Below are 25,712 nucleotides of genomic sequence, written 5' to 3'. Positions count from 1 at the left end.
TCATAGAAGCGGACCGGTCACCGACTCCGCAGCAGCGACAATCTCGCCAGACGAAACCAACTTTTCCACAGCCTCGAGTTCGGGGGCGAGGAAGCGGTCGTCGCCAGCCGGAGGGACGACCATGCGGATGAGTTCAACGACAGCCCTGGTCGCCGACGCTGGTTCGAGTGGTTTGCGGAAGTCGATGGCATGACTTGCCGCGATTAGTTCCACAGCTATGACGCGTGCAACATTGTCAATGACAAGTCGCAACTTACGGGCGGCGCCCCATCCCATCGACACATGATCCTCTTGGCTGGCGGAGGTCGGCAGGGTGTCCGTGGAGGCAGGAACCGCAAGCCTCCTGTTGGTCGCGACGATCGCGGCTGCTGTGTAGTGGGCGATCATGAGTCCAGAGTTGACGCCGGCGTTGGAGGCTAAAAACGCGGGTAACCCCTCAGATCTGGCAACGTCGAGCATCCGATCGATTCGCCGCTCCCCGATCGCCGAAACGTCGGTGAGCACAATCGCCAGGAAATCACAGGCATATGCAAGTGGCGCAGCGTGGAAATTTCCGCACGATTCGATGGTGCCATCTGTAAGCACCACTGGGTTGTCAATGGCAGATGCCATCTCGTACTCCGCCGTGGATCTGACAAAGGCGAGCGTGTCGCGGGCCGCACCAATGACCTGCGGGGCACATCTCACCGAATAGGCGTCTTGCACCCGTGGGTCGTTGTATCGGTGCGATTTCACGATGGGTGATCCCGCAAGAATTGTCAGCAGATTCGCTGCTGAATCAGCTTGCCCCACTTGAGGCCTCAAACGCTGTAGCTCGGGAGCAAATGGGCGGGTCGTGCCGAGAATGGCTTCAACCGTCATCGCCGCGGCGATCTCTGCAGTTTTCAGAAGGTTCTCGGTATCGGCAATTGCCATCACGAGCATGCCAAGAATGCCGTCGGTCCCGTTAATCAGAGCAAGGCCGTCTTTGACGCCGAGTACGACGGGCTTGCGGCCGATTCTTGCGAGCGCAGCGGCACCTGTCTCAGTGCCGTTTTCGGTGTGAACCAGTCCCTCTCCAATCAGAACCGCGGCCGCGTGCGCTAGCGGGGCCAGATCACCAGATGCTCCGAGCGAGCCATACTCGGGGACCACAGGATGGATGTCGTTGTTGAGCAACACGACGATCTGCTCGACAACTTTGAGACTTACTCCGGAGTATCCACGGGCCAACGTGCGAGCACGCAGAAACATCATCGCCCTGACTACCTCACGCTCAACAGGCTTTCCCATTCCAGCAGAGTGCGAAAGGATCAGGGATCGCTGCAGAGCACCGCGCTGATCTTCGGGTATGAGCGTGTGAGCAAGAGCGCCAAATCCTGTAGAAATGCCGTACACCGGTTCACCACCATCGACCATTGCTTCAACCCGCTCGCGAGATTGCTTGATCGCCTTAACAGCGTCGTCCGTCAGCTCGACGGTTGCGTTGCCTCTCGCCACCGCCAACACGTCGCCAGACGTTGTTCCGGCACTGGTGAGGAGGACGGTGGGGCGTGGTGCGGGTTGGATCATGTCGTATACCGATCTCGCGGTGGAGACGCCGAAGGAGTCTCGCCGTCTCTGACTTTGGGCGCAACCGCCCTGAACAGAATCGGGGAGATCGCGGCGGAAAGGGCTGCCAGCAAAATGATTCCCGCGGATTCGCCGGGGTCAATGATTCCGAGCTCTCGGCCCACTTCCTCAATAGCGATCAGCAAGCTAATTTTTGGCCACAGGAGAAACCCTGTAGAAAGCACTTCACGAACGGTGAAGCCGCGAAAGAACAAAATCGTCGAAGCCGCCATCTTTACAGCAAGCGACGCACCAACCAGCTTGAGTGTATTTCCCCAAACGCCTGGCTCGCTCATCGCGTCAAGATCAAATTCTATCCCAACGTTGATGAAGAAGATGGGGATGAGGAACCCGTAGGAGAACCCGAAAAGCTTGTTATCTAACGCTCCCCTCTCGCGAAAGACCATTGCGAACACGGCTCCAGCGAGGAATGCGCCGAGAATCGCTTCAATCCCAAACGCACCCGCCAGACCGACAAAAACGAGCATGAACGCGAGGGATGCCCGAATCCCCATCTCGGCAGGATCATGGTCGCCAAATAGGCGTTCAAACTTCTCGGGGTACCACCACGCTGCTCGCTTGAGGATGAGTAGAGAAATCGCGGCGATGGTGAAAAACGCCGGGATAAACAGCAGCTCGACACCCGCGCCCTGCTGGCGAATCAACGCCCAGGTCGTGAGGCCGATGAGAGTGAACAGGTCGGCCACCAATGCCGCGAGCAGAATCGCTTGCCCTAGTTTCGACGGACCGTGACCGGTTTCTCGAAGGGTCGGCACAACGATCCCCACTGACGTTGGGGCAAGTAACAGCATGGCGAATATCGGATCATCGAATCCAAGAGTTCTTCCGACAATGAACGCAGTCACGAGAGTCACCACAAAGACACCGACGGCCCAAAACACCAACCGCGGGCCCTGACGTTCGATGGCCCCAAGATCGATCTCGAATCCAGAGAGAAACATCAGCAGCAAGAAGCCGATCTCTCCGAGTTGCTGGATAAGTTCGGGTTCCTCGCCGACAATCTGCAGCACCGGTCCGATGAGTAACCCAAATGACATTTCGAGAACCACCGCTGGGAGACGTACACGTGCCCCGATCAGCGGGATCACAAAGGCTGCCGCGGCGATGAGAATTAGGGTTTGTGAGCCTGAAGCTTGCACTCAGAGGGCCTTTTGAGAGATGGCAGGTCAGTGGTCGATGGGTGGATCAGCGAGGCTTTGCCCAACACTACCCGTATGGGGTGATTCCCGTGACACCATCTATCACGGACCGTTGCTACGTAATGTCACCCCTTCGTAACCTCGCAACACAAATGTCTGATGCCGCCGTGGTTGTTCCGCAAGTTCCATGTCGGGAAAGTGCCCCACGACCGCCTCCAGCCCGATCTCAAGCTCAAGACGGGCGAGCGGTGCTCCGAGGCATTGATGGATTCCCGCACCAAAGCCGACGTGTCGCGTGTCTCCACGATCCACAATGAATTTGTCCGGAGCCTCAAACTGCCGCGGATCGCGATTCGCCGAACCGAAAAGGAACCCGACCTTGTCTCCCCTGTTCAGAGTCGCGCTTGCTACCTCGACTCCGTCCTCCAATACCCACCGCTCGAAGAGCTGCAACGGCGAGTCCCAACGCAACATCTCCTCGACCGCGACGTTCGGCGGGACCGCACCCGACACCACCTTTTCCCATTCTCCACGGTGCTTCATCAGCGCCACGATGCCGTTCCCCAATGTGTTCACAGTTGCTTCATGTCCCGCGTTGAGCAACACAATGCAGGTGGATACGAGTTCCCGTTCTGTCAGTTTTTCGCCTTCCGTCTCCGTATGCGCCAGAGCGGACAGAAGGTCTTGCTGAGGATTTCGAACTCTGTCTCGCACCAGTAAGGTGATGTAGGCGTCGAAGTGTGCCGCGGCTTCTGATGCTGCGCGTGCTTGGCGCTCAGAGTTCGTGAGTTCGTACATCTTGACCATCGCGTGCGACCAGGCAACGAGCTGTGGCCCATCGCTCGCCGGTACACCGAGTAGCGACGCAATGAGACCGATCAAGTACGGCTGCGCGAACTCGCTCAACAGGTTCATCGACCCCTTTTCGACGAGCGGTGCTAGTGGTCCGTCGCGGAATTGGTGACCGCGGTGAGTGTGGCTCTTCCTCTTTTGACTTTGGTGATGATGTCGTCGGCGGTTTTCTTCCAGATGAACGGCTGGGGGTTGTTGTTCCAGTGTTGTGTCCAGAGTCCGATCGCTTCGGTGAGGGCGTCAACGCTGGTGAGCACACCACGTTTGAGCCGCCATGTCGTGAGCAGGCTGAACCAGCACTCGACAAGGTTGAGCCATGATGACGATGTTGGCGTGAAATGCAGATGCCACCGTGTCTGCCTGGGGCGGGCAAGCCAGTCGGCCACGAGCGACGCCTTGTGTGCTGACAGATTGTCCAGCACGACATGAATGTCGAGATCACGCGGCACCTGAGCGTCGATGAACTTGAAGAACGCCAACACCTCTTTGGCGCTGTGGCGCGCCTTGGTGTCGTAGATGACTTCACCAGTAGCAACGTTCATTGCTGCAAACAGGTCAGTGGTGCCGTTGCGTTTGTAGTCATGGGTCATCGTCCCGGCCCGGCCCGTCGTCATAGGCAGACTCGGCTGGGTCCGATCCAATGCCTGGTACTGGGTTTTCTCGTCAAAGCTGAACACCACTGCACGCTCCGGCGGGTTCATGTACAGACCTACAACATCAACAAGTTTCTCCTCGAAACGCGGATCGTTCGAGATCTTGAACGTCTCAACCTTCCACGGCTTGAGATTGTGGTCCCGCCAGATCCTCGCCACCGTGTCCTTGCCAATCCCGAACCGCTTCGCCAAGGTACGTGTCGACCAATGCGTTGAACCGTCACAAGGCAACTCGCGTTGAGTGACCCGCACCACCTCTGCCACCGTACCCTCTGCCAGCCACGACTTGCGGCCCCGGCCATGGGCGATCGTACCCACAGACTCAACACCACCATCTTTGAACTTGTCGCGCCAACGCATCACCGTTTTGGGCCAAGTCCCCAACTCGCGGGCCGTTGCCCGAATCGACACCCCGTCCGCCAACATCAGCAGCGCACGGGCCTGATCCACCTTCCGATACGGCTCCGCCTCAGAACGGCAAGTCGTTCCAACTCGCACCGTTCCTCAACAGTCACCTTCATGATGTAAACCATGCCACATCATACGCGTAGTTACTATTTCAACGACGAACCACTAGTGTGCCTCGACATCGATTCATACCCCGCTACCGATCGATTGGGTGGACGCTAAGCGACTTCGAAAAGTCCTGCCGCCCCCATCCCGCCCCCAACGCACATCGTGACGATCCCATACCGGCCGCCGGTACGTTTGAGGTGGCGGAGCAACTGCCCGACCATGCGTGACCCCGTCATCCCGTATGGGTGGCCTATCGAGATGGATCCGCCGAGAGGGTTGAGTTTGTCGTCAGAGATGCCGAGGGTGCGTTGGCAATACAGCACCTGTGAAGCAAACGCTTCATTGAGCTCGACGATATCGATGTCGTCGAGCGTTAGGCCCGCTTTCGCCAAGAGCTTGGGGACTGCAAACACCGGGCCGATCCCCATTTCGTCGGGGTCGACCCCGGCGACCTGAAATCCGCGGAACGTTCCGAGCACGTCGATACCGAGTTCTGAGGCGCGTGATCCCGACATGACAACCGTTGCGGAGGCCGCATCCGAGAACTGTGAAGAGTTGCCGGCCGTTACCGACCCGTCTTCGGCGAACACCGGTTTGAGGCCGTTGAGACCTTCGACCGTCGTACCCGGACGGTTACATTCATCACGATCCACAACGTAGCCATCCTGGGTGCCGTACGAACCGTCCTCAAGCTTGACCGTTCGAGTGACCGTCATCGGCGTTATGCATTCGTCGAAGTAACCCTTCTCTTGCCCGTCCGCCACTCTGGCTTGCGACATCGAGGCATATGTGTCTTGAGACTCTCTACTAATTCCATAACGTCGGGCGACGACCTCGGCGGTCTCCCCCATGCTCATGTATGCAGCGGGCCATATCTCAAGAAGTGGTCGGTTTTGGAGGTCGGCAACCCTCAGGTTGTCGTTTTGGACCAAAGAGATCGACTCCGTGCCGCCGCCGATGGCTATGTCGATCTCGCCCGACTGGATGCGCTGCGCCGCCATTGCAATAGCCTGCAAACCCGACGAGCAGAAGCGGTTCACGGTTACTCCGGGCACGCTCGACGGTAAGCCGGCGCGCAACGTCGCAATGCGCCCAACGTTGTGACCGGCGGGGCCCTCGGGAAGCCCACAACCGATGATCACGTCTTCTATGTCGGTGTCCTCGATTTCTGGGACCGCATCTAGGGCGGCTCGGATGGCATGGGCGGCGAGATCATCTGGCCGTGTCATGTTGAACGAACCACGGTACGACTTCCCCAGCGCGGTGCGTTTGCTTGAAACGATGACGGCGGTTTGCATGTGATCTCCTCTTGTTCTGAGGGCACAGTACTTCAACTTTGATCGCACCCTCCCGACCGACCTCAGGCAGGCTGGATTCGAAGGCAACAACGTCCTAGAAGCCGACAGCGGAATCACCGCACTCGAAATCCTACGCAACGAAGAGATTGACCTGGTCCTCACCGACTGGAACATGCCCGAAACGTCCGGCCTCGAACTCAGGGAGGCTATGAACTCCGAAGACATGGGCATCCCGATCGGCGTTGTGAGCTCTCGGTCAAGGGCCGAAATGATCGAAGCCGCCCAGGGAGCTGGAGCAAAAGTTATGTTGACCAAGCCATTCACTCCAGACACGTTTCGCGCCGCGCTGGCTCCGATCTTCTCATGAACACACAGCCACACACCCCGCAAGAGTGGGCCACCCAAGCCGTTGCGGCACTCGAACAGACAGCGGTTGGCCTGCTTGCAAGCGGAGTTGTCACAGCCAGTGATCCCCGGCCGCCAACGCTGGACAACGGTCATGCGTGGGCGGCGTTGGTTCATCTCAAGTGCAACGACGAAAGCATCCATCTCGCCCTCTCCTCAACGCGTGACGGTTGCGCAAACTTGGCGGGGGAAGGGCTGTACGAAGATCCGGCGAACCTGTCGAGCGAAATGATTTCTGACGCAATGGGCGAAACTATCAACATCGTCGGCGGAATTCTTGAGCAAGGCATCCAAGAGTGGGATCCGCACGCCACGCTCGGGCTTCCCGTCGTCGTCGAGCGTCGGATCGTCACGCCGCGCGGATCGCATTCTGTTGCGGTGCCCGTAAAGATCGACGACGTTGAGGTTGAGTTGCTCGTAGTTCGCGGCTCACGAACGACAGCAGAGCTGGTGGTCTAATGCCGGCGGCGACGCTCCCCGACGCCGATGCGCTCGCGGAAATGCTGGCGAACCTCTACGGCATCGACGTCAAGGTGCTGCCAACCTTGTCCATGGAAGGCGGAACGGCGACCATCTCCGTGGACTACATCGGTCCAGACAAGACCGTTTGCGTTTCCATCGTCGCTGACCTCGCGGCTATCGCAAGCCTCGGTGCGGCTATGACTGGAATCCCTCCCGAGACTGCAGAGGGGGCGGTCTCGACCGGAATGCTGTCTGACACGCTCGTGGAGAACTACGCAGAAATCTGCAATATCCTGTCTACGCTTCTCAAGGTCGGCGAAGGCAGCGTGGAGATGAAGACCGTGGAAGGGCTCCTTCCCGTCCGTCCGCATCGCAAGACAAACGCCGGCGGCCGAGCTATGTCCGTTGCCGTCGCCGGATACCCAAAGGGCACGCTGGTTTTTCACTGATCGTCAGGGTTGAGCCGCTGGATACAAAATCCGCTGCGGTCCCTCGATGTAACGCTACACTCCGAGTACAGGGTGCGCCTGATGCGCACAACGTCTGCTCCTTCCCTCGTTCCGTCCGGCGGAGCTAACGCACGATTTGCTGGTTCTCGTAGGTGCTTTGTTACCAACCCCCGACTGCAGTTCGGGCGGGGTGTCATGCCTCGACGGTTCGACGCTCAGAAGGAGCATACATGTCCAGCAATCTCTACGTGGGAAATCTCACGTTCAGCACGAACTCAGACGATCTCGAACGACTCTTCAGTGAGTACGGCGAGGTTCGTAAGGCCCAGGTCATTTCTGACCGCGACACCGGTCGGTCCCGTGGTTTTGGTTTTGTCGAAATGGGTTCGTCCGACGAGGCAACCGCAGCTATCAACGGACTTAACGGGACGAACATTGACGGCCGCGATCTCACCGTGAACATTGCCAAGGAACGCGCCCGCTGAGCTAGGGCTTCCGTTAAACGGACGCAGAACACTTCACCGGAAAAACACAAACCGGGCGTTCAGTCGATTCTGTGTCAACAATGTCGAAAGAGGACCCTCGCCTACCGGTGAGGGTCCTCTTTTCGTCCGTGCTCAATGCGTCTTCGCACTGCATGGAGGGATCTCCCAACGACCGCACCTGATAGAACTGCGGAGTGACTACCGAGTTCGCGAGTCCGACGCGCTGCCGATCGCCCGGTGTGCCGCGACCTCCGCTGCCACCTCCGGGAACGACGGGTCGATGTCAAAGCGGTACCCGTCCCAAAAGCCATCACGCGCCGGTACGTAGCGCCGCGGCGGAACCCGCTGCCTGGACAAGGCGATCTGCTTCATTTCTTGTTGCACGCTATCCATCGCATCTTCAGCATCTTCCGGGCGGATCGGCTTGAGGACTTCCATTTCGATCGATTGGCCAAACCTCACGAGACGCGAAAACGGATATTCCCAGACGCGGTGACTTCCCGTCAGAACTATCGGCAAGATGGGACGTCCTGTCTTCTCGGCAAGCCACCCAGCGCCGCGACAGAACGCAACCTCGATTCCCAAGATAGACCCCTGCGGAAATACAACCAGATTGTCGCCGCGGGCGAACGTATCCACCGTTGCGCCAAGCATGTCACGCGAGTTGACGTTCTCGGGCTGGATGACCACTTGGTCCGTGGCATCGAGATAGCGGCCAAGCGTTCGCCACTCCTTGAGCTCGTCACGCACCATCCAAGACAGATTGAGCGGTAGGTGCATCAGAGCCACTGCGTCAACGAACCCCTCATGTAGCGAAACGATCACATAGCGTTCGTCAGGATCGATGTGCTCGAGTCCTCGAATGGACAGGTCGATTCCCAGACCTGATACCGCCTTGCGAGCCCACGCCTTCTCCCTACGATGCAATACAGCGCAGTCTGGTCGGCGACCCGCCGCAATCAGACGATACGCGGACGCACCGAGGAGCCGGGACGCAACCCACGCGGCGCGGGGAAGTTCTCTACTCGTTGCCACCGCGACGCGGCCACCCGGCAACGGGTATCTGGCGGATGTTCCGCCAAGGTCGGAGGAATCGGTAGGTTGCACGCGACAAACAACGTCCACGGAATTGATTGTGTTCCTGCCGTCGCGCTTTCGCGCGGAAACATTTCCTCCGAGTCCCGGTTGATAACGACGTGAATCTCCGACGAAACGCATCTCTTGCCGCATTCGCCCTGACCGTTGGCGCGTGTGCCGCATCAACCGCGCCACCGACAACTTCGGTGCCTACCGTTGCCCCGACAACGCCGGTCCTGCCCGACAACGAACCACCGGACGCGTCAGAGGTTTCACCCGCGATACTCGACGTGAAGCCGGGCATCCCCGACGTCGACCAATCGCTCCACTCCGTGCCGCTCGAAGACGTCTACTTCGACACCTTCGACGGCGGTTCGGTACAGCTCTCACGGTCGACTCTCGAAGTCCGTCGACGACTCTTTGACGCCATCAGGCCTATAGATAACCCTCCGTACGGCGATGTCACTGCTGGCGATTGGCTGGCCGATGACGACCTCGTCATCGGGTTCGTAACCGAAAAACAGGCGTATGCGTACCCGATCAAGATTCTCAACTTTCATGAAATCGTCAACGATGAGTTCAACGGGGTACCCATCCTCATCAGCTACTGCCCCCTGTGCTTCAGCGGAGTCGTATACGATCGCAGGGTCGACGGGAACACCTTGACGTTCTCCAACACCAGCGCGCTCTACGAATCGGACCTCGTTATGGTCGATAGAGAGACGGGCAGCTATTGGTGGCAGGTCGCTGGCGAATCAATCGTCGGGACCTTAACCGGGAGTCGTCTGACCTCGCTGCCTTCAGTCACTACGACGTGGTCAGAGTGGGCGCTCGAGTACCCCGACACCCTGATTATGACCCGCGATGTCGGGCCGGTCCCCGAGAGATACACGCGTGACCCATTCGTCGGGTACGCAGAGAACATCGATAACGGCTTTTTCATCTTCCCTGTCGGTGAGGCGGGGCAGGATCCCCGCCTCACACCGGCAACTCTTGTGATCGGTGTCGAGTTGGGAGGTGTCGCCCGGGCGTACCCCATCGAGTTCCTCGGGCTTGCTGCAACCTCGGACATCGTGGGTGGTGTCGCGACCGTGCTCTTCACTACTGGTGATGGCACCACGGGAGCTGTGTTCTCTGCGGTCCTCGAAGACGGTACGGAATTGACTTTCAGCGGAAGCGGATCCGATTTTGTCGACGATCAGACCGGTTCTACATGGAACGTGTTCGGTCGAGCCCTGTCGGGTCCTTTGGTCGGGACCACACTCATACCGCTGCCGTCGCGCAGTACGTTCTGGTTTGCGTACGTTGGTGCATTCCCGGATGCAGAGGTCTTCTCACGGCCCCGGTCGTGACGCACCAGGTCGGTGACCCCCAGAATCGGGAACCGCGTCCCGCGTGTCGAGGCGAGATCGGTGTACGGTTGCAGTCATGAGTGGCACACCGCGACCGGCGGGAAGACCCACGAAGAACAAGCTCAGCAAGAAATTCTACGAGAAGGAACTGAACCGCCTCCAGGTCGAACTCGTAAAGCTCCAGAGTTACGTAAAGGGCGAAGGCCTCAGGGTCGTCGTGATTTTCGAAGGGCGGGACGCTGCCGGCAAGGGAGGGGTGATCAAGCGCATCACCGAACGTCTCAATCCCCGTGTCTGCCGTGTAGAAGCTCTCGGCACACCAACCGAGCGCGAGAAGACCCAGTGGTGGTTCCAGCGGTACGTGAACTACTTGCCGGCGGCAGGCGAACTGGTCCTGTTTGATCGGTCATGGTACAACCGAGCCCTGGTCGAGCCCGTGATGGGGTTCTGTACAGATGACGAGTACAAGGAGTTCCTCCGGTCGTGTCCTGAGTTTGAGCGAATGCTGGTTCGTAGCGGCATCATCTTGATCAAGTATTGGTTTTCAGTGAGCGACGAGGAGCAGGAAAGGAGATTCCTCGGGCGCATCGATGACACGACAAAGCGGTGGAAGCTAAGCGAAATGGACCTTCAGTCTCGCGCCCATTGAGTCGAGTTCTCTCGGGCAAAAGACGTCATGTTCGATCACACGGATATCAAACAAGCCCCTGGTTCGTAGTGAATGCCGAAGACAAGAAACGCGCCCGGCTCAACTGCATCAGCCACCTACTTTCGATGATCCCGTATGAGGATCTCACGCTCGGTCCGGTCGATCTGCCGCCGCGGCAGAAAGATTCGGGCTACATCCGTCCACCGATCTCGGAGCAGACCTTTATTCCCGAGGTGTACTGAGACCGTAGGGCTGATCGGCACGCGGTGTCTGCAACCAGATCATCGACATTGACCCATCCACCGCATCTCGCCGTCGACGAGTGCGAAATCGCCTTCGGCGTCGAACTTTTGTCCCTGGAAGACAAAGTTGACAGGAACCGAGAACGCTTCCTCGATCGTTCCGGTGCCTGCCGGTGTCGTGAACGTCTGGGCGTGCGGACCAACCGTGGGTCCGGTCACCTGGTAGTCGAGGAGTTCGAGAATCTCCGTCTCGATCCACGTCCGACACAACGCGGGGCCAAACCCACCAACAACTGCTGGATGGAGACGGTTGACTAGGAAGTCGACATCACCCGACGCAATCGCGGCGGCGAAAGCGATGACAAACTCTTCAACCGTCTCGGTAGGCGCGGTCGTTATAGATGTGGTTGTCGGTGGCTCGGTTGTTGTCGAAGTCTGTGTTGTCGACGATCCGACCGGGCTGGTCGAAGTGGCAGGGAGAGTGGTGGTGGTGGCCAGAGCTAACGTCGCCTCCGTCGCTGCCGGTGCCGACGTCGCAACCGCAGCCGAGTTTGCTGCATCGTCGTCGGCGCCGAGGGCGTCAGCTATTCCGAACAGGACCATAACAACGCCAACACCAATGAGAACGTATGCCAGGGTCGTTTTAGTCATAATGACTGCGTTGTGGCCAATCCTTGTTCCCGCCAGGCTTGTGTGCCCCCGTCGATACTACGAACGTCGGTGTATCCAAGACTAGTGAGAAAGAGGACCGCCGGCAGTGAGATATTGCCACGCTCGCAAATCGTGAGGACCGGTGCGTCTTTGTCGGCAGGCAATTCTGACCTTCTGTCCGACAGATCGTGGAGTGGAATGTTGACAGCCTCTGGTACGTGCGAGGTGCCGTAGGGCGCTGTCTCACGCACGTCCAGGAGGAACGGTTGCTCATCACGCATGAGATCGCTGGCTGCGTCGACGCTGATCGTGAGATTTATGTTTGCCCGCGTGTTCTCGATCATTCCTTCAAGCAGGATTTCCTGTTTCCCCTTCGTCGGCGCCGGAACCGAACCGAGTCCCGGGAGATGCCGCACGACAGAAGACGCGTATTTGAAGATGCTGTCCGGAAACACCACCACCACAAGGTTGCCTGGCTCGTCCGGCACAAGTTCGAATGCTCCGGCGAGCGCCAACCCCGAACTCGGCCCCGCAGTGATGCTTTCCTCTCGGTTCAGCCGCAGGCAAAGGTCGAATGCGGCCTGATTTTGAATCTCGACCATTCCATCGTACTCGTCAGGCTGAAAGAACTTGGTCTGCGGGAGCTGACGGATGCTGCGAACACCGGGGATGTCGTGCCCTTCGTTGGGATGAACTGCAAGAACCTGCACATCGGCGTCCTGTTCTTTCAAGAATCTCCCCGTGCCAGAAATTGTGCCGCAAGTACCGAGGCTTGCCACGAAGTGCGTTATCTGACCACCTGTCTGACGCCAGATTTCCGGTCCGGTGGTTTTGTAGTGGGCGTTGGGGTTCGAAATATTCACATACTGGTTGAGCATGTGAAACTCTGGCAACGCATCAAGTTCGGTCGCCTTGGCGATCGCACCTTCGGGTGCTCCCGGTGCGGGGCACAGGTCGTCATCAAGCTCGATGACGTCGGCGCCAAACACCCGCAGCATCGTCCGCTTCTCCAAGGGAACTTGTGTTGATATAGGCGTCGTTAGAGAATACCCGCGAGCGTTTGCGATCATCGCAAGACCGAGACCGGTGTTACCCGACGTCGCCTCGACAAGTTTTTGCGCCGCAAGAATCACGTCATCGTCCTCCGCCTCTTCGATGAGGTTGGCCGCAACGCGATCCTTAACGGCTCCGAACGGGTTGTACCACTCAAGCTTTGCGTATACACGAGTGTGCTTGAACGGTGTGACACGGTTGATTCGGACTAGCGGGGTTGGATTGTCCACGTCCGGCAGCAATTCGAGAATCGAGTCGTACATGCGAAGAGAATGGTCAATCACGTCGGTGCCTAACGTTGTGGTGCGCTCATTGTATGCCGATGCGATTTCGCCAAATGCGCCGCAATCGGTGCGTGAGACGCCGGGTGTCGGCCTCCGAAACGGGCAGACTGCAACACCGACTGTGGCTTACGGCAGTTGCTTGTTGCCATTGTGGCCCTCATCCGGGTACGGTCTGGCTACCTATCAGGGAGGATGATCCTGGCCCGGTATCTCGTAATCGCACATCAGACGGCAGAGAGTCCCGAACTGCTGGCAGCGATGCGCGACATCGCCAAGAACGATGACCACGCAGCGTTCATACTTCTCGTACCCGCGACCCCTCTCGCGCACTTGGGGATGGTCACTACAGACGTCGCTGCCGCTGTCGCAGAGGAGACCGCGACACGAGCTCGGGCACATTTCCGAGATTCGGGCATTGTGTTGGAGGATGTTCGAACATGCGACCCGCATCCAGTTTTGGCGGTGACCCAGGAGATGAGCGCGAACCCGAATTATGCCGGGCTTATCGTGTCGACATTTCCGGCCGGGATATCTCGTTGGCTGCGAATGGACGCGGTGAGCCGAATCGAAAGAGCAGTTGATATTCCAGTAACGCACGTCGCCGCACCGCAGCAGCAGAACGAGAGCTGAGAACTATCAGGCCTTAGGAGGATCAAATGGGACAGCGAATCGCCGTCACAACGAGGCGGATCGGCAACATCGCCGTCCTCATTGGTGATCGCAACCTAACGTCGCAGGACGGCGAAACGTTCGCATCGCGGAACGAGACCCGCCCGGATGGCACTCCTGCGTCCATGCTCGCAAACCGGATTTTCGATGTCGATTCGGCAATCAACCATGTCTCTGCCCAGTCAAACACTGTCGTAGTGAAACGGGGTGAGGTGTGGGACACGTCATCGCTGGCCAACGTCGCCAGCGTTCTCGAGACATTGTTTGTGTACTGGGATGACCAACCAGCACACGAGCCTATACCTGTCGAAGGGGAGGGCCACGAGATGACGGTAACCGAGACACCCGCGGATCGGTCGACCGGCACCGGTCTTGGACTCTCCCAAATTGAATCTCTGCGATCCGCCAACTACAACGCCACGATCACTTCAATCAAACGCGTGCAAGACGGTCTCTGGATCATCGCGGTGACCCCAGACGGCGACCTCCCATCATATAGCGCGGGCCAGTATGCAACGCTCGGTCTCGGCTTCTGGGAACCACGTATCGATGATCGACAAGAAGATCTCGCCGACGAGCAGATCGCGAAGCTTGCCCGGCGCTCCTATTCGATAAGCAGTTCAATCCTTGCGGCCAACGGGGAGCTTCTGTCACCGACATCGGACGGGTCGCTCGAGTTCTACGTCGTACTGGTCGAAAAGGACTCGCGGGAGACGTCGGCGATCCTGACTCCGAGGCTGTTCGTCAAGGACGTCGGCGACCGGATCTTCCTAGGGCGCAAGATGGCGGGCCGCTACCGGCTGGACAAACTCACCAGCCACGAGAACAACGTCGTCTTGCTCGCTACCGGCACCGGCGAGGCACCGCACAACGCTATGGTGCTCGACCTTCTGCGCGATGGCCACCTCGGCCAGATCGTGTCGGTGTGTACGTCTCGGTATTTACGCGATCTCGCTTACCTCGATACCCACCGCAGGCTCATGGAGCGGTTCAACAACTACCACTACCTGGCTGTGACGACCCGCGAACCGGAGAACGAAGGCAATAAGGTATACATCCAGGATCTCATTGAGTCCGGTGGCTTGGACGAAGCCCTTGGCGGGCCGCTGGACCCCGAAAACACCCACGTCTTCCTCTGTGGCAATCCAGCAATGATCGGTCTACCCGAGTGGGATGGGGACACACCAGAGTTCCCGTCAACCAAAGGCGCCGTCGAAGTCCTCATTGCACGCGGCTTCACGCTTGACCGGCGCGGCGTTGCCGGCAACATCCACTATGAGGAGTACTGGTAGGGCCCGCGAGCGCTTACTCGGTTGCGGCGGGAAGAAGCTGCAACGTCACGCGTTCGTTGCCACGCCACTCCGACGCCACGAGAATTCCACGCCCGCCAGTCGCAGGTGGATCATCGTGGGTGACCTGCGACTCGCCCAACCGCATGCGGGTACGTGATGCTTCTTCAACCTCAATGGCCGCGCTTCCCGTGAGCTCGACACGCTCTATGGGATAGAACTCGACCGGGTCCACATTGTCGTCACGTACGTGTAGCCGGCGTTCAACGTCGTCGACGATTACGGTGAACGGTTGCCAATCAAGGACAAACTCTGTCTCGTGCGACTCGACAATCTCACGCAAACCGATGTGGTCGATAATCTCGTCCCACTGAGCGCGAAGCTTCGCAAACGCGGCCTCCTTGAGCGTGAACCCAAAATCTGACCCGTCTTCGAAGTAGAGCAGCAACCCCCCGGTTGCCTTCACTCGGCCCTGCGTTGCGTCGGGGAGACGCACCCACACCTTTGCACTCTCGGGTACCAAACTCACACGCTTCGGCCACATGCTCTGAAGACCCAGAAGGATGAGCCCTTCGAGGTCTTCGTCCGACAGGGGGTCGGCACCGACTGTGACTATCCCGTGTTTGGCAGCCCTCGCAATTGCTCCCTTTGCAAAGCCCGAGGCGGAGAACAGCACCAGCTTGTCCGTGTGCAGGTCGTCGTGTTTCGCCTTCATCTCTTCGACCCATGCAACGTCTGCCCGTCGCTTGCGGTCGCATGCCTCCACACCGATGGTGACCCCGCGGCCCGCTGCTGTTGCGGTGATGAGCACGTCGACTTCCTGTGGCTCCCCGCCGCGGGCTGGGTGAACCAAAACCGACTCCTCAACCGTCGAGCCGTCAGCCATGTGTTCGTGCACGATCGCAACCACCTGTTGAAACCGTTTGGTTCGCTTCGACATACCTCCACACCATACATCGCCGGTAGGCCCTACCGAGACCGAACCGCCACTGCGAGCAGCGACGCTATTCCTAGTTGCTGCTCACTGGGATCGACGGGCCATGTCAAGAGCGGAGAGCACGAATTGTGTCTTGGCATCGGTGTATGCAAGCCGGGCATTCCGGTGTTGTTCAGCAAGCTCCAGCTTTAGCGTGGCGTAGGCCGCCCGATCCTCTGGCGTGAGTGCGCACGGGTTTGTTGGTCAAGGGCGCGGCGGGAACCTGAATCTCGTCATGTCGGTGGGGAAATCAAGCCACGCCATAGCTTTGACCGGAGTAAGAACACGCAGACCACCACTATCTGGTCCATCCCAACTGCCGGGACCCGGCGCATACCCGTGGTCGCCGTACTTGGCAGACATCGCCCCTGACAATCGATCTCCGAAGTCGATTCCCGGAGGGGCAGCTGCCTCCGACCGGCCCTCGACGATCACAGCCTGCCTACCGTCCTCAAGATGAAGGACACAAGACGGGTCGCTGTTCAGGTTGTTGACGTGAACTGTGTCCGGAGCGCCGTCGTACCAGAACCGCCTTTCGAGCCAGACGCCCCCGCAAGGGACCACATGAGGTTTGCCGTTGGGACGAGTGGTCGCGAGCCAACAGTGCAACGACACACGCAGACGGTCCTCGACGGCAGACCATTCGAGGATACCGGCATCGGAATCGGGAACTCCGTGGCCATCAGGTACAACGGGGCGGCCACGACTCGGCTCGTTCATGCGAACACCCTACATCCGAATCGGTGCCCGATTCTCCGATTGACTCGACACCTGGGTTCCCGCTCACTGGAACAGGCTAACGACCTCGGGCCACAGTTCATGGCCGCATGGAACCCGCCACCTTTAGCGTCGCTCGCTCTGATGCAGGTAGTACAGCTCTTGACGCGACACCCCAACTCACGAGCCGCCAGCATCGTGACGCACCCCGTCTGCGAATCGGCTATCGATAAAGACGACTGAGAGTTGACATGAAAACAGGCATCCCCTTTACATTCAGATAGTGCAAACGTTCAGATGCACAGGCGCGCCCGAGACCGAAGGCCGCGAAGTCGCCTCGTTCGCGAACGACTACTCCCCGTTGAATCGCTTGGCGCCGAACCTCCGACACCAGCAGGACTCGTTGCCGGAGACACGGTCCGTCTCAAGAAGTTCCTGTCCGGTGTAAGACGTCGCATGACTCGAGGCTCAAAGCGAGTCCCGACAGTCGCGCAAGACCATCGAGACCAGTCGCCTCCTGACCTACATGGCTCTCTGAACGCTGTCTCGTCTATCCGTGAAACATAGCCAAGGTCGGTAAAATCCTCGGTGAGGCACCTTCTGGCATCTCGTCGTTTGGCTCCGGCGCTCGATGTTCCCCGAGATCACGTGGACGCGGTGGGATCCCGAACCCATGCCCACAGAACCCAACACAAGGGCGGTCTGCCGAGATCGACACCGTGAACGGGTTCGTCGAAATGCGCAGGCGTGATGCGAGTTCAGGCGTTGTGGAGGGCTTCGACGACCGGCGCCATCGCTTCGACGCCAGCTTCGGTCTTGTCGGTCAGATCGCAGCGAACCTCGTCGATTCCAAGAGCGCGGAGGCTAAGGAGTGTCTCGGCGATCTCTTCGGCTGAGCCGGACACCGGCTGTGACATCGCGGAACCGTCAGATGTGAACCCAGGTGGAACGACCGAGTACAGGTCGAAGGTCCGCTCGATCTCGGTGCTGTCTCTGCCGACCTCGACACAGGCCCGGTCCAATTCGGCGACAATTCCGGTCATGCTTCCGATGATTTCATCGACCGCCTCGTCCCATCCCCACCAGTTCCAGGCGTCCGCATAGCGGGCGACAAGCCGCAGCATCTTGGGTCCCTTAGCTGCAATGTTGATCGGCGGGCCAGTTGGTGACGGTCCCCGGAGAACGAGTTCGGCCCGTTTCGCGAAATGGAAGTCGCCGTCGTAATCGACCGCGCCAGTTCTCAGCAGCGTGTGAATCACTTCGATGCTCTCAGCGAACCGCGAGTACCGCCGATCAGTTGGAAATCCGAAGCCTTCGTAGTCCGACGTGGGAGAGTTCCCCGCACCAATCCCCAACACATACCGACCATCCGACACCTCATCAAGCGTGGTCGCCATACTCGCGGTCATCGCCGGTGACCGATACGGAGCGTTGATCACCGACTGGCCGAACCGAATTCGGCTTGTTGATGCGGCGAGCGCACCTGCGATCGTCATCGACTCCCAACACCCCTCAGTCGCTTCATCAGAGCGATACATGAGGACATCCTCGAATGCGAACATGTCGAATCCGACACGCTCTGCGACTGCCGCGAGTCGTCTGATCGACTCCCACGACGGTTCGAGTACGCCTCCGGGACGACCGTGAAGTTGAGCGATAATGCCGATCCGCATCCAACGAGCGTACACGACGAACACCGGAGACGGTACTGCACCGTAGGTCGATCCTCGCCAATACCGACGGGACCCGCCACAAACCGACTGCGGTGGATCCGGGAGGACACCCACGAACGACTCCCTAACGTCTTCACTGTTTTCCGGAAGTGAACCCGTCCGGGTTTATCGGAGCCTCCGGAAAACCCGGACCGGTTCACCCGTCGATGCAGCCACCTCACCGCCCTACGCCGCGTCACGATCGCAACCCGACAAAAAAAAGGAGCCAGCCCATGACCTACCCCACACGACCATCCGCCCCACCCTTTTGTGTGTACGGGTTGCACATTCTTTTTGGGAGTAACTCTGCGTGGCAATTGAATGTTGGAACCCGTCGTGCCGTTCGCCGTTGCCGGTGTATTCGGGTCGGGGCCGGCCCCGCCGCTGGTGCTCGACACAGTGCCGGCGGCGGGCCGAGGGGATGGCTCCCTCGCATCGGCGGGGGTTGTTGGAAGATTTAGCCGAGCAGTGGCGGCGGCTGGGTCGCCCCGACCTCGCCGACGAAATCGAAAAGTGGCGACGCCTTTTCTTCCGGCTTGACAACGAAAGGACCCCATAATGCCGAACGAAGCACGCATGGAAATTGGCAGACAATTGATGGCGCTGGTCGCTGAACTTGAGAAGGACGACGGCCTTGTTGAAAGGTTCAACGCCGGTGAATGCTCGGTGGTGATTCACCGCACGGGGGCGTCGGTCATCGACTACGAACCGTTCGCACCCGGCGACCTGTTGGAGTCCCGGACCCGGCATCGTTCAAGACCGCATACTGGAAGGGCTTCGCTGGCGAACTGTTACGGTTCCTGGAGCTCCTCTCCGAGTCAAAGCACGCTGAAACGTGGCTCGCAGGCAAACACTGGATCAAGCTGGAGCACGACAAGTTCACGATTCATGCGTCTATCGAGATCTCGGGAGCCGAATCATGAGCTGTTGATTTCACAGATCGGCGACAACGTGCATCTCGACCGCGCGTCCGACGCGGAATCCCGAAGGTCCCGGGCGGACGTGAGTTCGACTCCGACAGCGACGCACTCCTCAGCGGTGACGTCGTAGACGACGCGTGTGTCGGCGCGTGCAGCGCCGGCGGGAGAACATGGCACCCTCCAGGCGGGGTTTTGAGAGAGATGCGGCCCCTTCGCATCAGAATGGCGGTCACTAACGCAAGCCGCAGCCTTCGGCCGCATATTTCGACGTCTTCGAACTCAGTCCATGAGTTGGCTGATCGTGCCGCGGCGGCCTCTCCGCTGCAACATTGCTCGACTTGACGGGAGTGACCGGAGAGGTATTGCACCCGTCCAAACCCAGCAGACAATTCCGGCACGAGACCTCGACATTCCCATACCGCCCACGACCTCAAATCCCTGCCGAGTTCGATTAGCCGATGCACGCAGCACAACGATTACTCGACCATAAACATCACCTTGACAACGGGCGGAGGAAGGCCCCATCCCACGCTCCCACTATGGGCATATCGTCCTTCGTTGCGCCATTGCGATTCGGCCGTTCCCACACCCATCCGGTGCCACCACGGCCCATTACCGAAGCCTTTCGTCGAATTCCGTTCGTGCCCGGCCAACCAGTTCGGGCTCCTCCCACAGACGCATAGTGGCCCGAGCTAGGACTTCGGCTGTTGCCATCATCACTCGATTCCCATCTGAACTGCTGAATTCTCTATCTCCCTCACTGCCATGAAACTGCCAGCCACCTTCTCGCCCAGTTCCGATGAGCACGCTCGGCGCGCGATAGCTGATGTTGCCAAAATCGGTGGCGAACGGAAGCGGTTCCGGGTCAAACAACACCTCGAGGCCCGAATCTCTCATGGCCTGATGCACCACAGAGGTGAGGGTTGGGTTAGGGTTCACACCCATATACGGATCTCCGATCTGTTCCAACTCAACGACAATCTGTGCACCATCACCAACTGCCTCAACCGCTTGTCTCAGCCGAGTTGCCCGCTGGGTGACATCCGCCTGAGTCAGTCCGAACAGCAAGACCTGCATCTGCGCGTTGACCTTGCAATCGGCCTCAACGTCGCCGTTCATCCAGAGATCCTTAACCATCACGAATTCTTGGGTGTCAGACTCCTCCATCGAACGCACCACCTGTAGCAACGCCTGCACCGCCCACGGCACGGAACCTTGCAATTCGCCACGCTGTTTGAAGCCCCGAGGGTGATGCAACGACAGGCGGTAACGCTCCATCCAGCGCGAGACATGAGATACCGTGTTGTTGAACTCCGGATGCGCGTATAGGACTGCGTCAAACTCATCCCATTCGCCTACCGCCGCGGTCAGAGCCTTACTCCCGCCGTGCTGAGCGACCATCGGCGCACCGATCTCGTCTCCAGACATACCTATCACTGTCAGTTCTCCGCGGCGGGGACCTTGACTCAATGCTGCCACCGCACCCACAACAGCCCCGGAGATCACGTTGTGCCCGCACGAGTGATTGGGAATATAGGCGCCGTCTTCACCCACGGCGGGAACCGCATCGTAGAGCATCACTAGCCCCACACGCGGTCCATCCTTGGTTGTGCCCTTGAGAGTGGACCGAAAGGCAGTACGGATGCCAGCCACCGGTCGTATGACATCCAGGCCCAACTGCTCAAGAACGCCCACCAGGTAATCGGAGCACTGATACTCTTCGTAACCAAGCTCAGGATGAGAATGTACGAACCTGCTCACCTGCTGCATCAGCTCGGTTTGCTGCTGTATCGCCTGGTGAATGTCGATCTGCACGGATCTACTCCCTCGATGACGACTTTAGCCCGTGCGCCACCATGAGTCCCAGCAGACACTGGAACAGGACAGAGGACCCCACGACACACGGCTTAACAGTCCGTCAAGGGGTCAAGGGTTCGAATCCCTTCAGCTCCACCCCAGAAACCCTTGCATAGCGGGGGTTTCTGTCTCTTCCTCGGTGCGCGCCTACCGCTCGCGCCATCTATCCGCCATCTATCGGGCCGCGTCCAGGCTCCATCATCGAGGCAAGCCGGTCGATGGCTTCGCGCTGCATCCCCGGCAGCACCGAGCTGTAGATGTCCATCGTCACCGCGATCGACGAGTGTCCGAGACGCTCCTGAACAACCTTGGGATGCACACCGGCACGGAGCATCGCGGTGGCGTGAGCATGACGCAAGCCCCTGACATCGGTTCGTGGAAGCTCTGTCGCCCTGGCAGTCTTCAGGAACGTCTTGGTGAGCGAATCCGGTCGCCACGGTGCCCCGATCTCGTTGGTGAACACCCAATCGCCTTGCTCCCACGCGGTCCCAGCCAGCAGACGCTCCTCGAGCTGGCTCACCTTCCACCGTCTCAGCACCGCCACCGTTCCAGCGTCGAAGTCCACAGCCCGGCGCGACGACGCAGACTTCGGGCCTTTCAGAATCGGCTTGCCGTCCACCTGCACCATCGCCCGTTTCACCGACAGAACACCGGCATCGAGATCGATGTCCGGCCACTGCAACCCGCAAAGCTCGGAACGTCGAAGGCCGGTCATGCACGCGGTCCGCCACAGCGGAGCTAGCCGGTCGGCCTTGGTTGCTTCGAGGAACGCCGTCATGTGCTCCGGCGTCCAGCAGCTTTCTGTCACGTCGACAGGCGGTATCTTCGGTTTGTCGGCCAGGTCGACGGGGTTGGTGGCCAACATGCCCTTACGCACAGCCGCAGCCAGCGCCTTACGCAACGTCACATGCAGCCGCCGCACGCTCACGGGTCCCAGACCTCCCTTACCGTCGAGACGACCGTTCTCCGCCTTCTCCGCCAGGAACGCCTCGACCTGGATCGCCGACAGCTTCGACAGCTTCACACCGCCCAACGCCGGGATGATGTGGCGGATCACCGCGGACCGATACCACGATACGGTCGCCGCTTCGAGCTGAGCCATGCCCAACGAGCCGAGCCAATCCTGTAGATACTCTCCGACGGTTAAAGTACCGGGATCAGAGACGCGGCCTGTAGCTACCTCGGCGAGCCGGGCAGTCAACCATGCACGGGCTTCGGTCTTGGTGTCGAACGTCTCCGATCTCAGTCGGCGTCTGCCCGTCGCGTCCATGTATGAGTAGGTGGCCTGGAAGCGACCCCCGCGTTCGCGGATGTTCCCTGTGCCTTTAGGTCTGCGTTCGCTCATTCGTCGTCTCCTTGGGTGGGGATGCCGCCTGCTCGCCCCTTAGATGTCGGTTCGAGTAGGCCCAGGGTCCGCGCCCGTGAAACCCACTTCGCCGCTGTCGGCTTCGCCACGATCCACTTCTCGGCGACAGCCTTTGTCGGATAGCCGCCCTGAGCCCACGCGGCGCTGTACACCCGGGCTACCTCGGCGTAGTGTTCCGGGCTGTGGCCTTTGCGACCACCTCGCCCGGCTGTGGACGCCTTCGCAGCTTCGAGGCGCTCCTCCTCGTAATCCGACCACTGAACCCTCTCGATCCGGGCCGGTCCCTTGTCGATGGCTTCTTGGGTGATCTTCGACATCAGATCGCCGAGGGGGATACTTCGCAGCGTTGACGTTCGTACCGGCTCGACCCGGTTCACAGTGTCCTCTCCGTTGACGATCGCATCCGAGCCAGGGACGTTGCCCATCGGAAGGTCGCCAGAGTCGGCATACGCCATCACGCTCAGGCCGACACACTCCATACGCCCGTTTACTGCGGCAGTGTGGACGGTGAGCATCCACGGCCCTGTGAACGGATCGGGCCACCCGAATGCATGTTGCGTCGGCAATGTCGTCATAGCCCCCACCCTACCGAATCGGGAATGTTTTGGCAACACTATGAAGGTTCCCGATTCTCTGACCGGATAAAGGCATACGTTAAGGTCTTGACGTAGGGTTCCCGGTACGCCAAGGTGTTGCCATGAACGCAACACGAAACCTGGTTGAGACGATCCGAGCACGGACCCTGATCCGCGCCGCCGGTGCAACTATCCGACGTTCCGCCGGGCTGTCACTCCGTGACGTCGCCATGGTGCTCGACGTTTCACAATCCACGGTCCTGCGGTGGGAGAACGGGGCACGAGTCCCCAGACCCCGCCACGCCCGAGATTACGCCAAGCTCCTCGAAGACATCGCAGGCGCCCGATGAACGCGACCCTGACCATTCCCGAGGCTGCGGAACTCCTCGGCGTGAGCCGCAACACTGCCTATCAGCTCGCCCGCCGCGACGGAGAACTCGCGGGTGTTGTCGTGCTGCGTGTCGGTCGGCGGCTGCTCATTCCCCGAGCGCCGTTGCTCGCCGTGCTCGGCGTCGATGAGAAGCACCGAAGAGCGGCAACCTGATGCAACCTACCGACACGCAGTTGGTGTTCGGCGGTCCGGTGCCTCCAGGGCGGGGACGCAGCAGCGCCAGAACCGACGCATGAGTCGCCGACCCCGCCGCAAGAGGACCGCACACTCGGGCCGCTGTATGTGCGCTGTTGGGCGTTGCGAGTCGTGTAGTGAGATCGTCCTCCGGCGCAAAGCCGCTTGGCGGAGACTGCACGAGGGACGGGTTAACAGTGAACGATAAACCCCGGTACTTGACGGGTGCAGAAACCGTCGCGTACCTCGACGACGCCGAAAGCCGGTACCAGGCGCAACAGGCCGCCGTTGGTGCGGTCCCGGAACAGCGGGACGGGCTACGGCTGGTCTCGGCATCGGCAATCCCGCCCGAAACCCCTGTGTGGCTTTGGGACGGCAGAATCCCGTTACAAGCGATCACGCTGCTCATCGGGACGGGTGGACTCGGCAAAACGAGCTTGGTGTGTGAAATCGCGGCGAGAGTTTCGCGCGGCCAGCTTGGCCGATCCCCGGCAGCAGTGATCTTCGCGACCGTCGAAGATTCGAGATCACACACTTTGGTACCCAGGCTCATCGCAGCCGGAGCCGACCTCGATCTTATACACTTCGTTTCGGTCGTCGAAGCTGGTTTCGAGAACGGGATCACGCTGCCGGACGACCTCGCCGAGCTCGAAACAGCGATCGAAGCCGAGTCGGCGGAGATGCTCGTCCTTGATCCCCTGGTCGCGCATCTCTCGTCCACCCTTGACTCGCACCGCGACCACTCGGTGCGAAGGGCACTCGGCCCGCTGCACGCCCTCGCGGAAGCAACCGGCGTAGCAGTACTCGGAGTGTCACACCTCAACAAATCAGCCTCAACGAACCCCTTAACCCGCCTCGGCGGAAGTGTTGCGTTCGGCAACGCCGCTAGATCAGTTTTGCTGTTCGCTGCCGACCCCGACGACGACAACTCGCCAGTGCGGTACCTAGTGCATGTTAAATCGAACCTCTCCAGGCTCGCTCGTGCCCTCAAGTTCGAGATCGAGAGTCGAACCATCCAAGATCGCGCGGGTGGCGACATCAACACCTCGGGGTTCGTGTGGCTGGGTGAGACAACCGCGCAGGCAAGTGACCTCCTCACCGACGCCGAACCCGACGCCGACCGGAGCGAGAGGGACATCGCCCGCGAAGTCATCGTCGACGCCCTAAGTCAATCGGACGAACGGTGGACCGCCCTCGTTCGCCTCGTCAAAGCGGAGGGAGTGTCGGAGGGAACCGCCGTCCGCGCCCGTTCCGAGCTTCGCCGGGAGGGGCGCATTGAGTCGTCAAAAGATGGAATGAAGGGTGGCTGGTCCTGGCGGCTCGTCGCCGAACTTGATCACGAAGCCACGAAGTTGCTCACACATAATGGGTGCGCAAGTTCGCCCAAGGGTGCGCAAGTTCGTGGTGATGATCCGCTTCTCAGCGGCGAGGAAATCGCCACAGTTTTCGATGCTGAGATCGTCACCGAACCCCACCCGGGCACAGCCACCCCCACCACCCCCGGGGGGTCCCAATGACTGAAACCACCGAGAGCAAGGCCAAGCGGCTACTCGCCACCGGACACCTCACAGTGCGTTCCCTCACCGTCGACACCATCGCCGCCACCATCATCGGCGACCACGGAACCTACAAAGTCGGATGCGACCCGTCGGGCTGGCACTGCGATTGCCCCGCCCGCACCCGTACCTGCTCCCACATCACTGCCCTACAAACCGTCACCCTCACCACCCGAACGGAGACAAAATGACCCACTACCCCGCCGCATGGAAACGCACGATACTCGCCGCCCTCGACCAGATCGCCCAACGCCTCGACACCCTCGCCCACCACCTCACCCCCCCACCACTCTACGTCACCCCACCCAGGGGGCCAGTACCCCACGAAGAAC

The 25,712-nt window shown here is 59.8% G+C and carries 27 protein-coding genes and 1 pseudogene; 13 read left to right on the top strand and 15 right to left on the bottom strand.

What is annotated here, in order from left to right; translation table 11 throughout:
- From hutH to IIC71_00120, 5 genes are all read right to left on the bottom strand, one after another.
- Window positions 1-1,551, bottom strand: a complete 1,551-nt coding sequence (gene hutH, locus IIC71_00140) for a histidine ammonia-lyase (GenBank protein ID MCH7667601.1) — start codon at window positions 1,549-1,551, stop codon at window positions 1-3.
- Window positions 1,548-2,750, bottom strand: coding sequence for a cation:proton antiporter (locus IIC71_00135; protein MCH7667600.1), 1,203 nt, complete (start codon window positions 2,748-2,750; stop codon window positions 1,548-1,550). Before IIC71_00135 ends, hutH begins: the two co-directional genes overlap by 4 nt.
- Window positions 2,751-2,852: 102 nt before the next feature.
- Window positions 2,853-3,665, bottom strand: a complete 813-nt coding sequence (locus tag IIC71_00130) for a cytochrome P450 (GenBank protein MCH7667599.1) — start codon at window positions 3,663-3,665, stop codon at window positions 2,853-2,855.
- 23 nt (window positions 3,666-3,688) lie between these two features.
- Window positions 3,689-4,753, bottom strand: a complete 1,065-nt coding sequence (locus IIC71_00125) for an IS630 family transposase (protein ID MCH7667598.1) — start codon at window positions 4,751-4,753, stop codon at window positions 3,689-3,691.
- A gap of 128 nt (window positions 4,754-4,881) precedes the next feature.
- Window positions 4,882-6,069, bottom strand: a complete 1,188-nt coding sequence (locus tag IIC71_00120; protein MCH7667597.1) for a thiolase family protein — start codon at window positions 6,067-6,069, stop codon at window positions 4,882-4,884.
- Between the two features lie 16 nt (window positions 6,070-6,085).
- Between IIC71_00120 and IIC71_00115 the strand changes: the two genes are divergently transcribed.
- The 4 genes from IIC71_00115 to IIC71_00100 all read left to right on the top strand — a co-directional run bounded on the left by IIC71_00115 (window position 6,086) and on the right by IIC71_00100 (window position 7,870).
- On the top strand, window positions 6,086-6,436 hold the full coding sequence (locus IIC71_00115) for a response regulator (protein MCH7667596.1): 351 nt from the start codon (window positions 6,086-6,088) through the stop codon (window positions 6,434-6,436).
- Window positions 6,433-6,933: a hypothetical protein gene (locus tag IIC71_00110; GenBank protein MCH7667595.1), complete on the top strand. Its 501-nt coding sequence runs from the start codon at window positions 6,433-6,435 to the stop codon at window positions 6,931-6,933. Before IIC71_00115 ends, IIC71_00110 begins: the two co-directional genes overlap by 4 nt.
- Entirely contained in the window at window positions 6,933-7,385 is a 453-nt protein-coding gene (locus IIC71_00105) for a hypothetical protein (protein MCH7667594.1), read from the top strand. Before IIC71_00110 ends, IIC71_00105 begins: the two co-directional genes overlap by 1 nt.
- 230 nt (window positions 7,386-7,615) lie before the next feature.
- Window positions 7,616-7,870 carry an RNA-binding protein gene (locus tag IIC71_00100; GenBank protein MCH7667593.1) on the top strand — a complete coding sequence of 85 codons (255 nt, stop codon included), beginning with the start codon at window positions 7,616-7,618 and terminating at the stop codon, window positions 7,868-7,870.
- 198 nt (window positions 7,871-8,068) lie between these two features.
- Here the strand turns inward: IIC71_00100 and IIC71_00095 are convergent, their stop codons facing one another.
- On the bottom strand, window positions 8,069-8,977 hold the full coding sequence (locus IIC71_00095; GenBank protein MCH7667592.1) for a 1-acyl-sn-glycerol-3-phosphate acyltransferase: 909 nt from the start codon (window positions 8,975-8,977) through the stop codon (window positions 8,069-8,071).
- Between the two features lie 89 nt (window positions 8,978-9,066).
- Here IIC71_00095 and IIC71_00090 point away from each other — a divergent pair, with 89 nt between their 5' ends.
- Both IIC71_00090 and ppk2 read left to right on the top strand, forming a co-directional pair.
- Window positions 9,067-10,299 carry a DUF3179 domain-containing protein gene (locus tag IIC71_00090; protein MCH7667591.1) on the top strand — a complete coding sequence of 411 codons (1,233 nt, stop codon included), beginning with the start codon at window positions 9,067-9,069 and terminating at the stop codon, window positions 10,297-10,299.
- Between the two features lie 76 nt (window positions 10,300-10,375).
- A pseudogene (gene ppk2 / locus IIC71_00085) lies at window positions 10,376-11,190 on the top strand (polyphosphate kinase 2).
- A gap of 39 nt (window positions 11,191-11,229) precedes the next feature.
- Here the strand turns inward: ppk2 and IIC71_00080 are convergent.
- Both IIC71_00080 and IIC71_00075 read right to left on the bottom strand, forming a co-directional pair.
- On the bottom strand, window positions 11,230-11,841 hold the full coding sequence (locus IIC71_00080; protein MCH7667590.1) for a hypothetical protein: 612 nt from the start codon (window positions 11,839-11,841) through the stop codon (window positions 11,230-11,232).
- Window positions 11,838-13,178 carry a pyridoxal-phosphate dependent enzyme gene (locus IIC71_00075; GenBank protein ID MCH7667589.1) on the bottom strand — a complete coding sequence of 447 codons (1,341 nt, stop codon included), beginning with the start codon at window positions 13,176-13,178 and terminating at the stop codon, window positions 11,838-11,840. The genes IIC71_00080 and IIC71_00075 overlap by 4 nt, the downstream gene beginning before the upstream one ends.
- A 135-nt stretch (window positions 13,179-13,313) precedes the next feature.
- Here IIC71_00075 and IIC71_00070 point away from each other — a divergent pair, with 135 nt between their 5' ends.
- Together IIC71_00070 and IIC71_00065 are read left to right on the top strand one after the other, a co-directional pair.
- Entirely contained in the window at window positions 13,314-13,808 is a 495-nt protein-coding gene (locus IIC71_00070; protein ID MCH7667588.1) for a hypothetical protein, read from the top strand.
- Window positions 13,809-14,173: 365 nt separating this feature from the next.
- A complete protein-coding gene (locus tag IIC71_00065) occupies window positions 14,174-15,139 on the top strand; it encodes a ferredoxin--NADP reductase (GenBank protein MCH7667587.1) in 966 nt (321 codons plus the stop codon).
- Window positions 15,140-15,152: 13 nt separating this feature from the next.
- On the opposite strand, the gene IIC71_00060 is transcribed toward IIC71_00065, so the two are convergent.
- The 4 genes from IIC71_00060 to IIC71_00045 all read right to left on the bottom strand — a co-directional run bounded on the left by IIC71_00060 (window position 15,153) and on the right by IIC71_00045 (window position 18,502).
- A complete protein-coding gene (locus IIC71_00060) occupies window positions 15,153-16,076 on the bottom strand; it encodes a restriction endonuclease (protein MCH7667586.1) in 924 nt (307 codons plus the stop codon).
- Between the two features lie 81 nt (window positions 16,077-16,157).
- Complete coding sequence (locus tag IIC71_00055) at window positions 16,158-16,259, bottom strand: hypothetical protein (protein MCH7667585.1); 102 nt, start codon at window positions 16,257-16,259, stop codon at window positions 16,158-16,160.
- 57 nt (window positions 16,260-16,316) lie between these two features.
- On the bottom strand, window positions 16,317-16,832 hold the full coding sequence (locus IIC71_00050; GenBank protein MCH7667584.1) for a pyridoxamine 5'-phosphate oxidase family protein: 516 nt from the start codon (window positions 16,830-16,832) through the stop codon (window positions 16,317-16,319).
- Window positions 16,833-17,587: 755 nt separating this feature from the next.
- Window positions 17,588-18,502: an LLM class flavin-dependent oxidoreductase gene (locus tag IIC71_00045; GenBank protein ID MCH7667583.1), complete on the bottom strand. Its 915-nt coding sequence runs from the start codon at window positions 18,500-18,502 to the stop codon at window positions 17,588-17,590.
- 698 nt (window positions 18,503-19,200) lie between these two features.
- On the opposite strand from IIC71_00045, the gene IIC71_00040 reads away from it, so the two are divergent.
- A complete protein-coding gene (locus IIC71_00040) occupies window positions 19,201-19,464 on the top strand; it encodes a hypothetical protein (protein ID MCH7667582.1) in 264 nt (87 codons plus the stop codon).
- A 609-nt stretch (window positions 19,465-20,073) separates the two neighbouring features.
- Here IIC71_00040 and IIC71_00035 read toward each other — a convergent pair.
- The 3 genes from IIC71_00035 to IIC71_00025 all read right to left on the bottom strand — a co-directional run bounded on the left by IIC71_00035 (window position 20,074) and on the right by IIC71_00025 (window position 23,259).
- Window positions 20,074-21,276, bottom strand: coding sequence for a M20/M25/M40 family metallo-hydrolase (locus IIC71_00035; GenBank protein ID MCH7667581.1), 1,203 nt, complete (start codon window positions 21,274-21,276; stop codon window positions 20,074-20,076).
- 205 nt (window positions 21,277-21,481) lie between these two features.
- Window positions 21,482-22,663 (bottom strand): tyrosine-type recombinase/integrase, encoded by a 1,182-nt coding sequence (locus IIC71_00030; GenBank protein MCH7667580.1) that lies wholly within the window; start codon window positions 22,661-22,663, stop codon window positions 21,482-21,484.
- Window positions 22,660-23,259: a hypothetical protein gene (locus IIC71_00025; GenBank protein ID MCH7667579.1), complete on the bottom strand. Its 600-nt coding sequence runs from the start codon at window positions 23,257-23,259 to the stop codon at window positions 22,660-22,662. Before IIC71_00025 ends, IIC71_00030 begins: the two co-directional genes overlap by 4 nt.
- A 122-nt stretch (window positions 23,260-23,381) precedes the next feature.
- Between IIC71_00025 and IIC71_00020 the strand changes: the two genes are divergently transcribed.
- The 4 genes from IIC71_00020 to IIC71_00005 all read left to right on the top strand — a co-directional run bounded on the left by IIC71_00020 (window position 23,382) and on the right by IIC71_00005 (window position 25,571).
- Window positions 23,382-23,609 carry a helix-turn-helix transcriptional regulator gene (locus IIC71_00020; protein ID MCH7667578.1) on the top strand — a complete coding sequence of 76 codons (228 nt, stop codon included), beginning with the start codon at window positions 23,382-23,384 and terminating at the stop codon, window positions 23,607-23,609.
- Window positions 23,606-23,803, top strand: a complete 198-nt coding sequence (locus IIC71_00015) for a helix-turn-helix domain-containing protein (GenBank protein MCH7667577.1) — start codon at window positions 23,606-23,608, stop codon at window positions 23,801-23,803. Before IIC71_00020 ends, IIC71_00015 begins: the two co-directional genes overlap by 4 nt.
- A gap of 218 nt (window positions 23,804-24,021) precedes the next feature.
- Window positions 24,022-25,341 carry an AAA family ATPase gene (locus IIC71_00010; protein MCH7667576.1) on the top strand — a complete coding sequence of 440 codons (1,320 nt, stop codon included), beginning with the start codon at window positions 24,022-24,024 and terminating at the stop codon, window positions 25,339-25,341.
- The gene (locus tag IIC71_00005; GenBank protein ID MCH7667575.1) at window positions 25,338-25,571 is read left to right on the top strand and encodes a hypothetical protein; all 234 of its coding nucleotides are present in this window, start codon (window positions 25,338-25,340) and stop codon (window positions 25,569-25,571) included. Before IIC71_00010 ends, IIC71_00005 begins: the two co-directional genes overlap by 4 nt.
- The last annotated feature ends 141 nt before the right edge of the window (window positions 25,572-25,712 follow it).

This window comes from Acidobacteriota bacterium, from assembly GCA_022562055.1.
In the GTDB taxonomy this organism is placed as follows: domain Bacteria; phylum Actinomycetota; class Acidimicrobiia; order Spongiisociales; family UBA5794; genus BMS3BBIN02.
The sequence above is the reverse complement of the archived record's forward strand: the minus strand, read 5'-3'. Positions and strand labels throughout refer to the sequence as shown.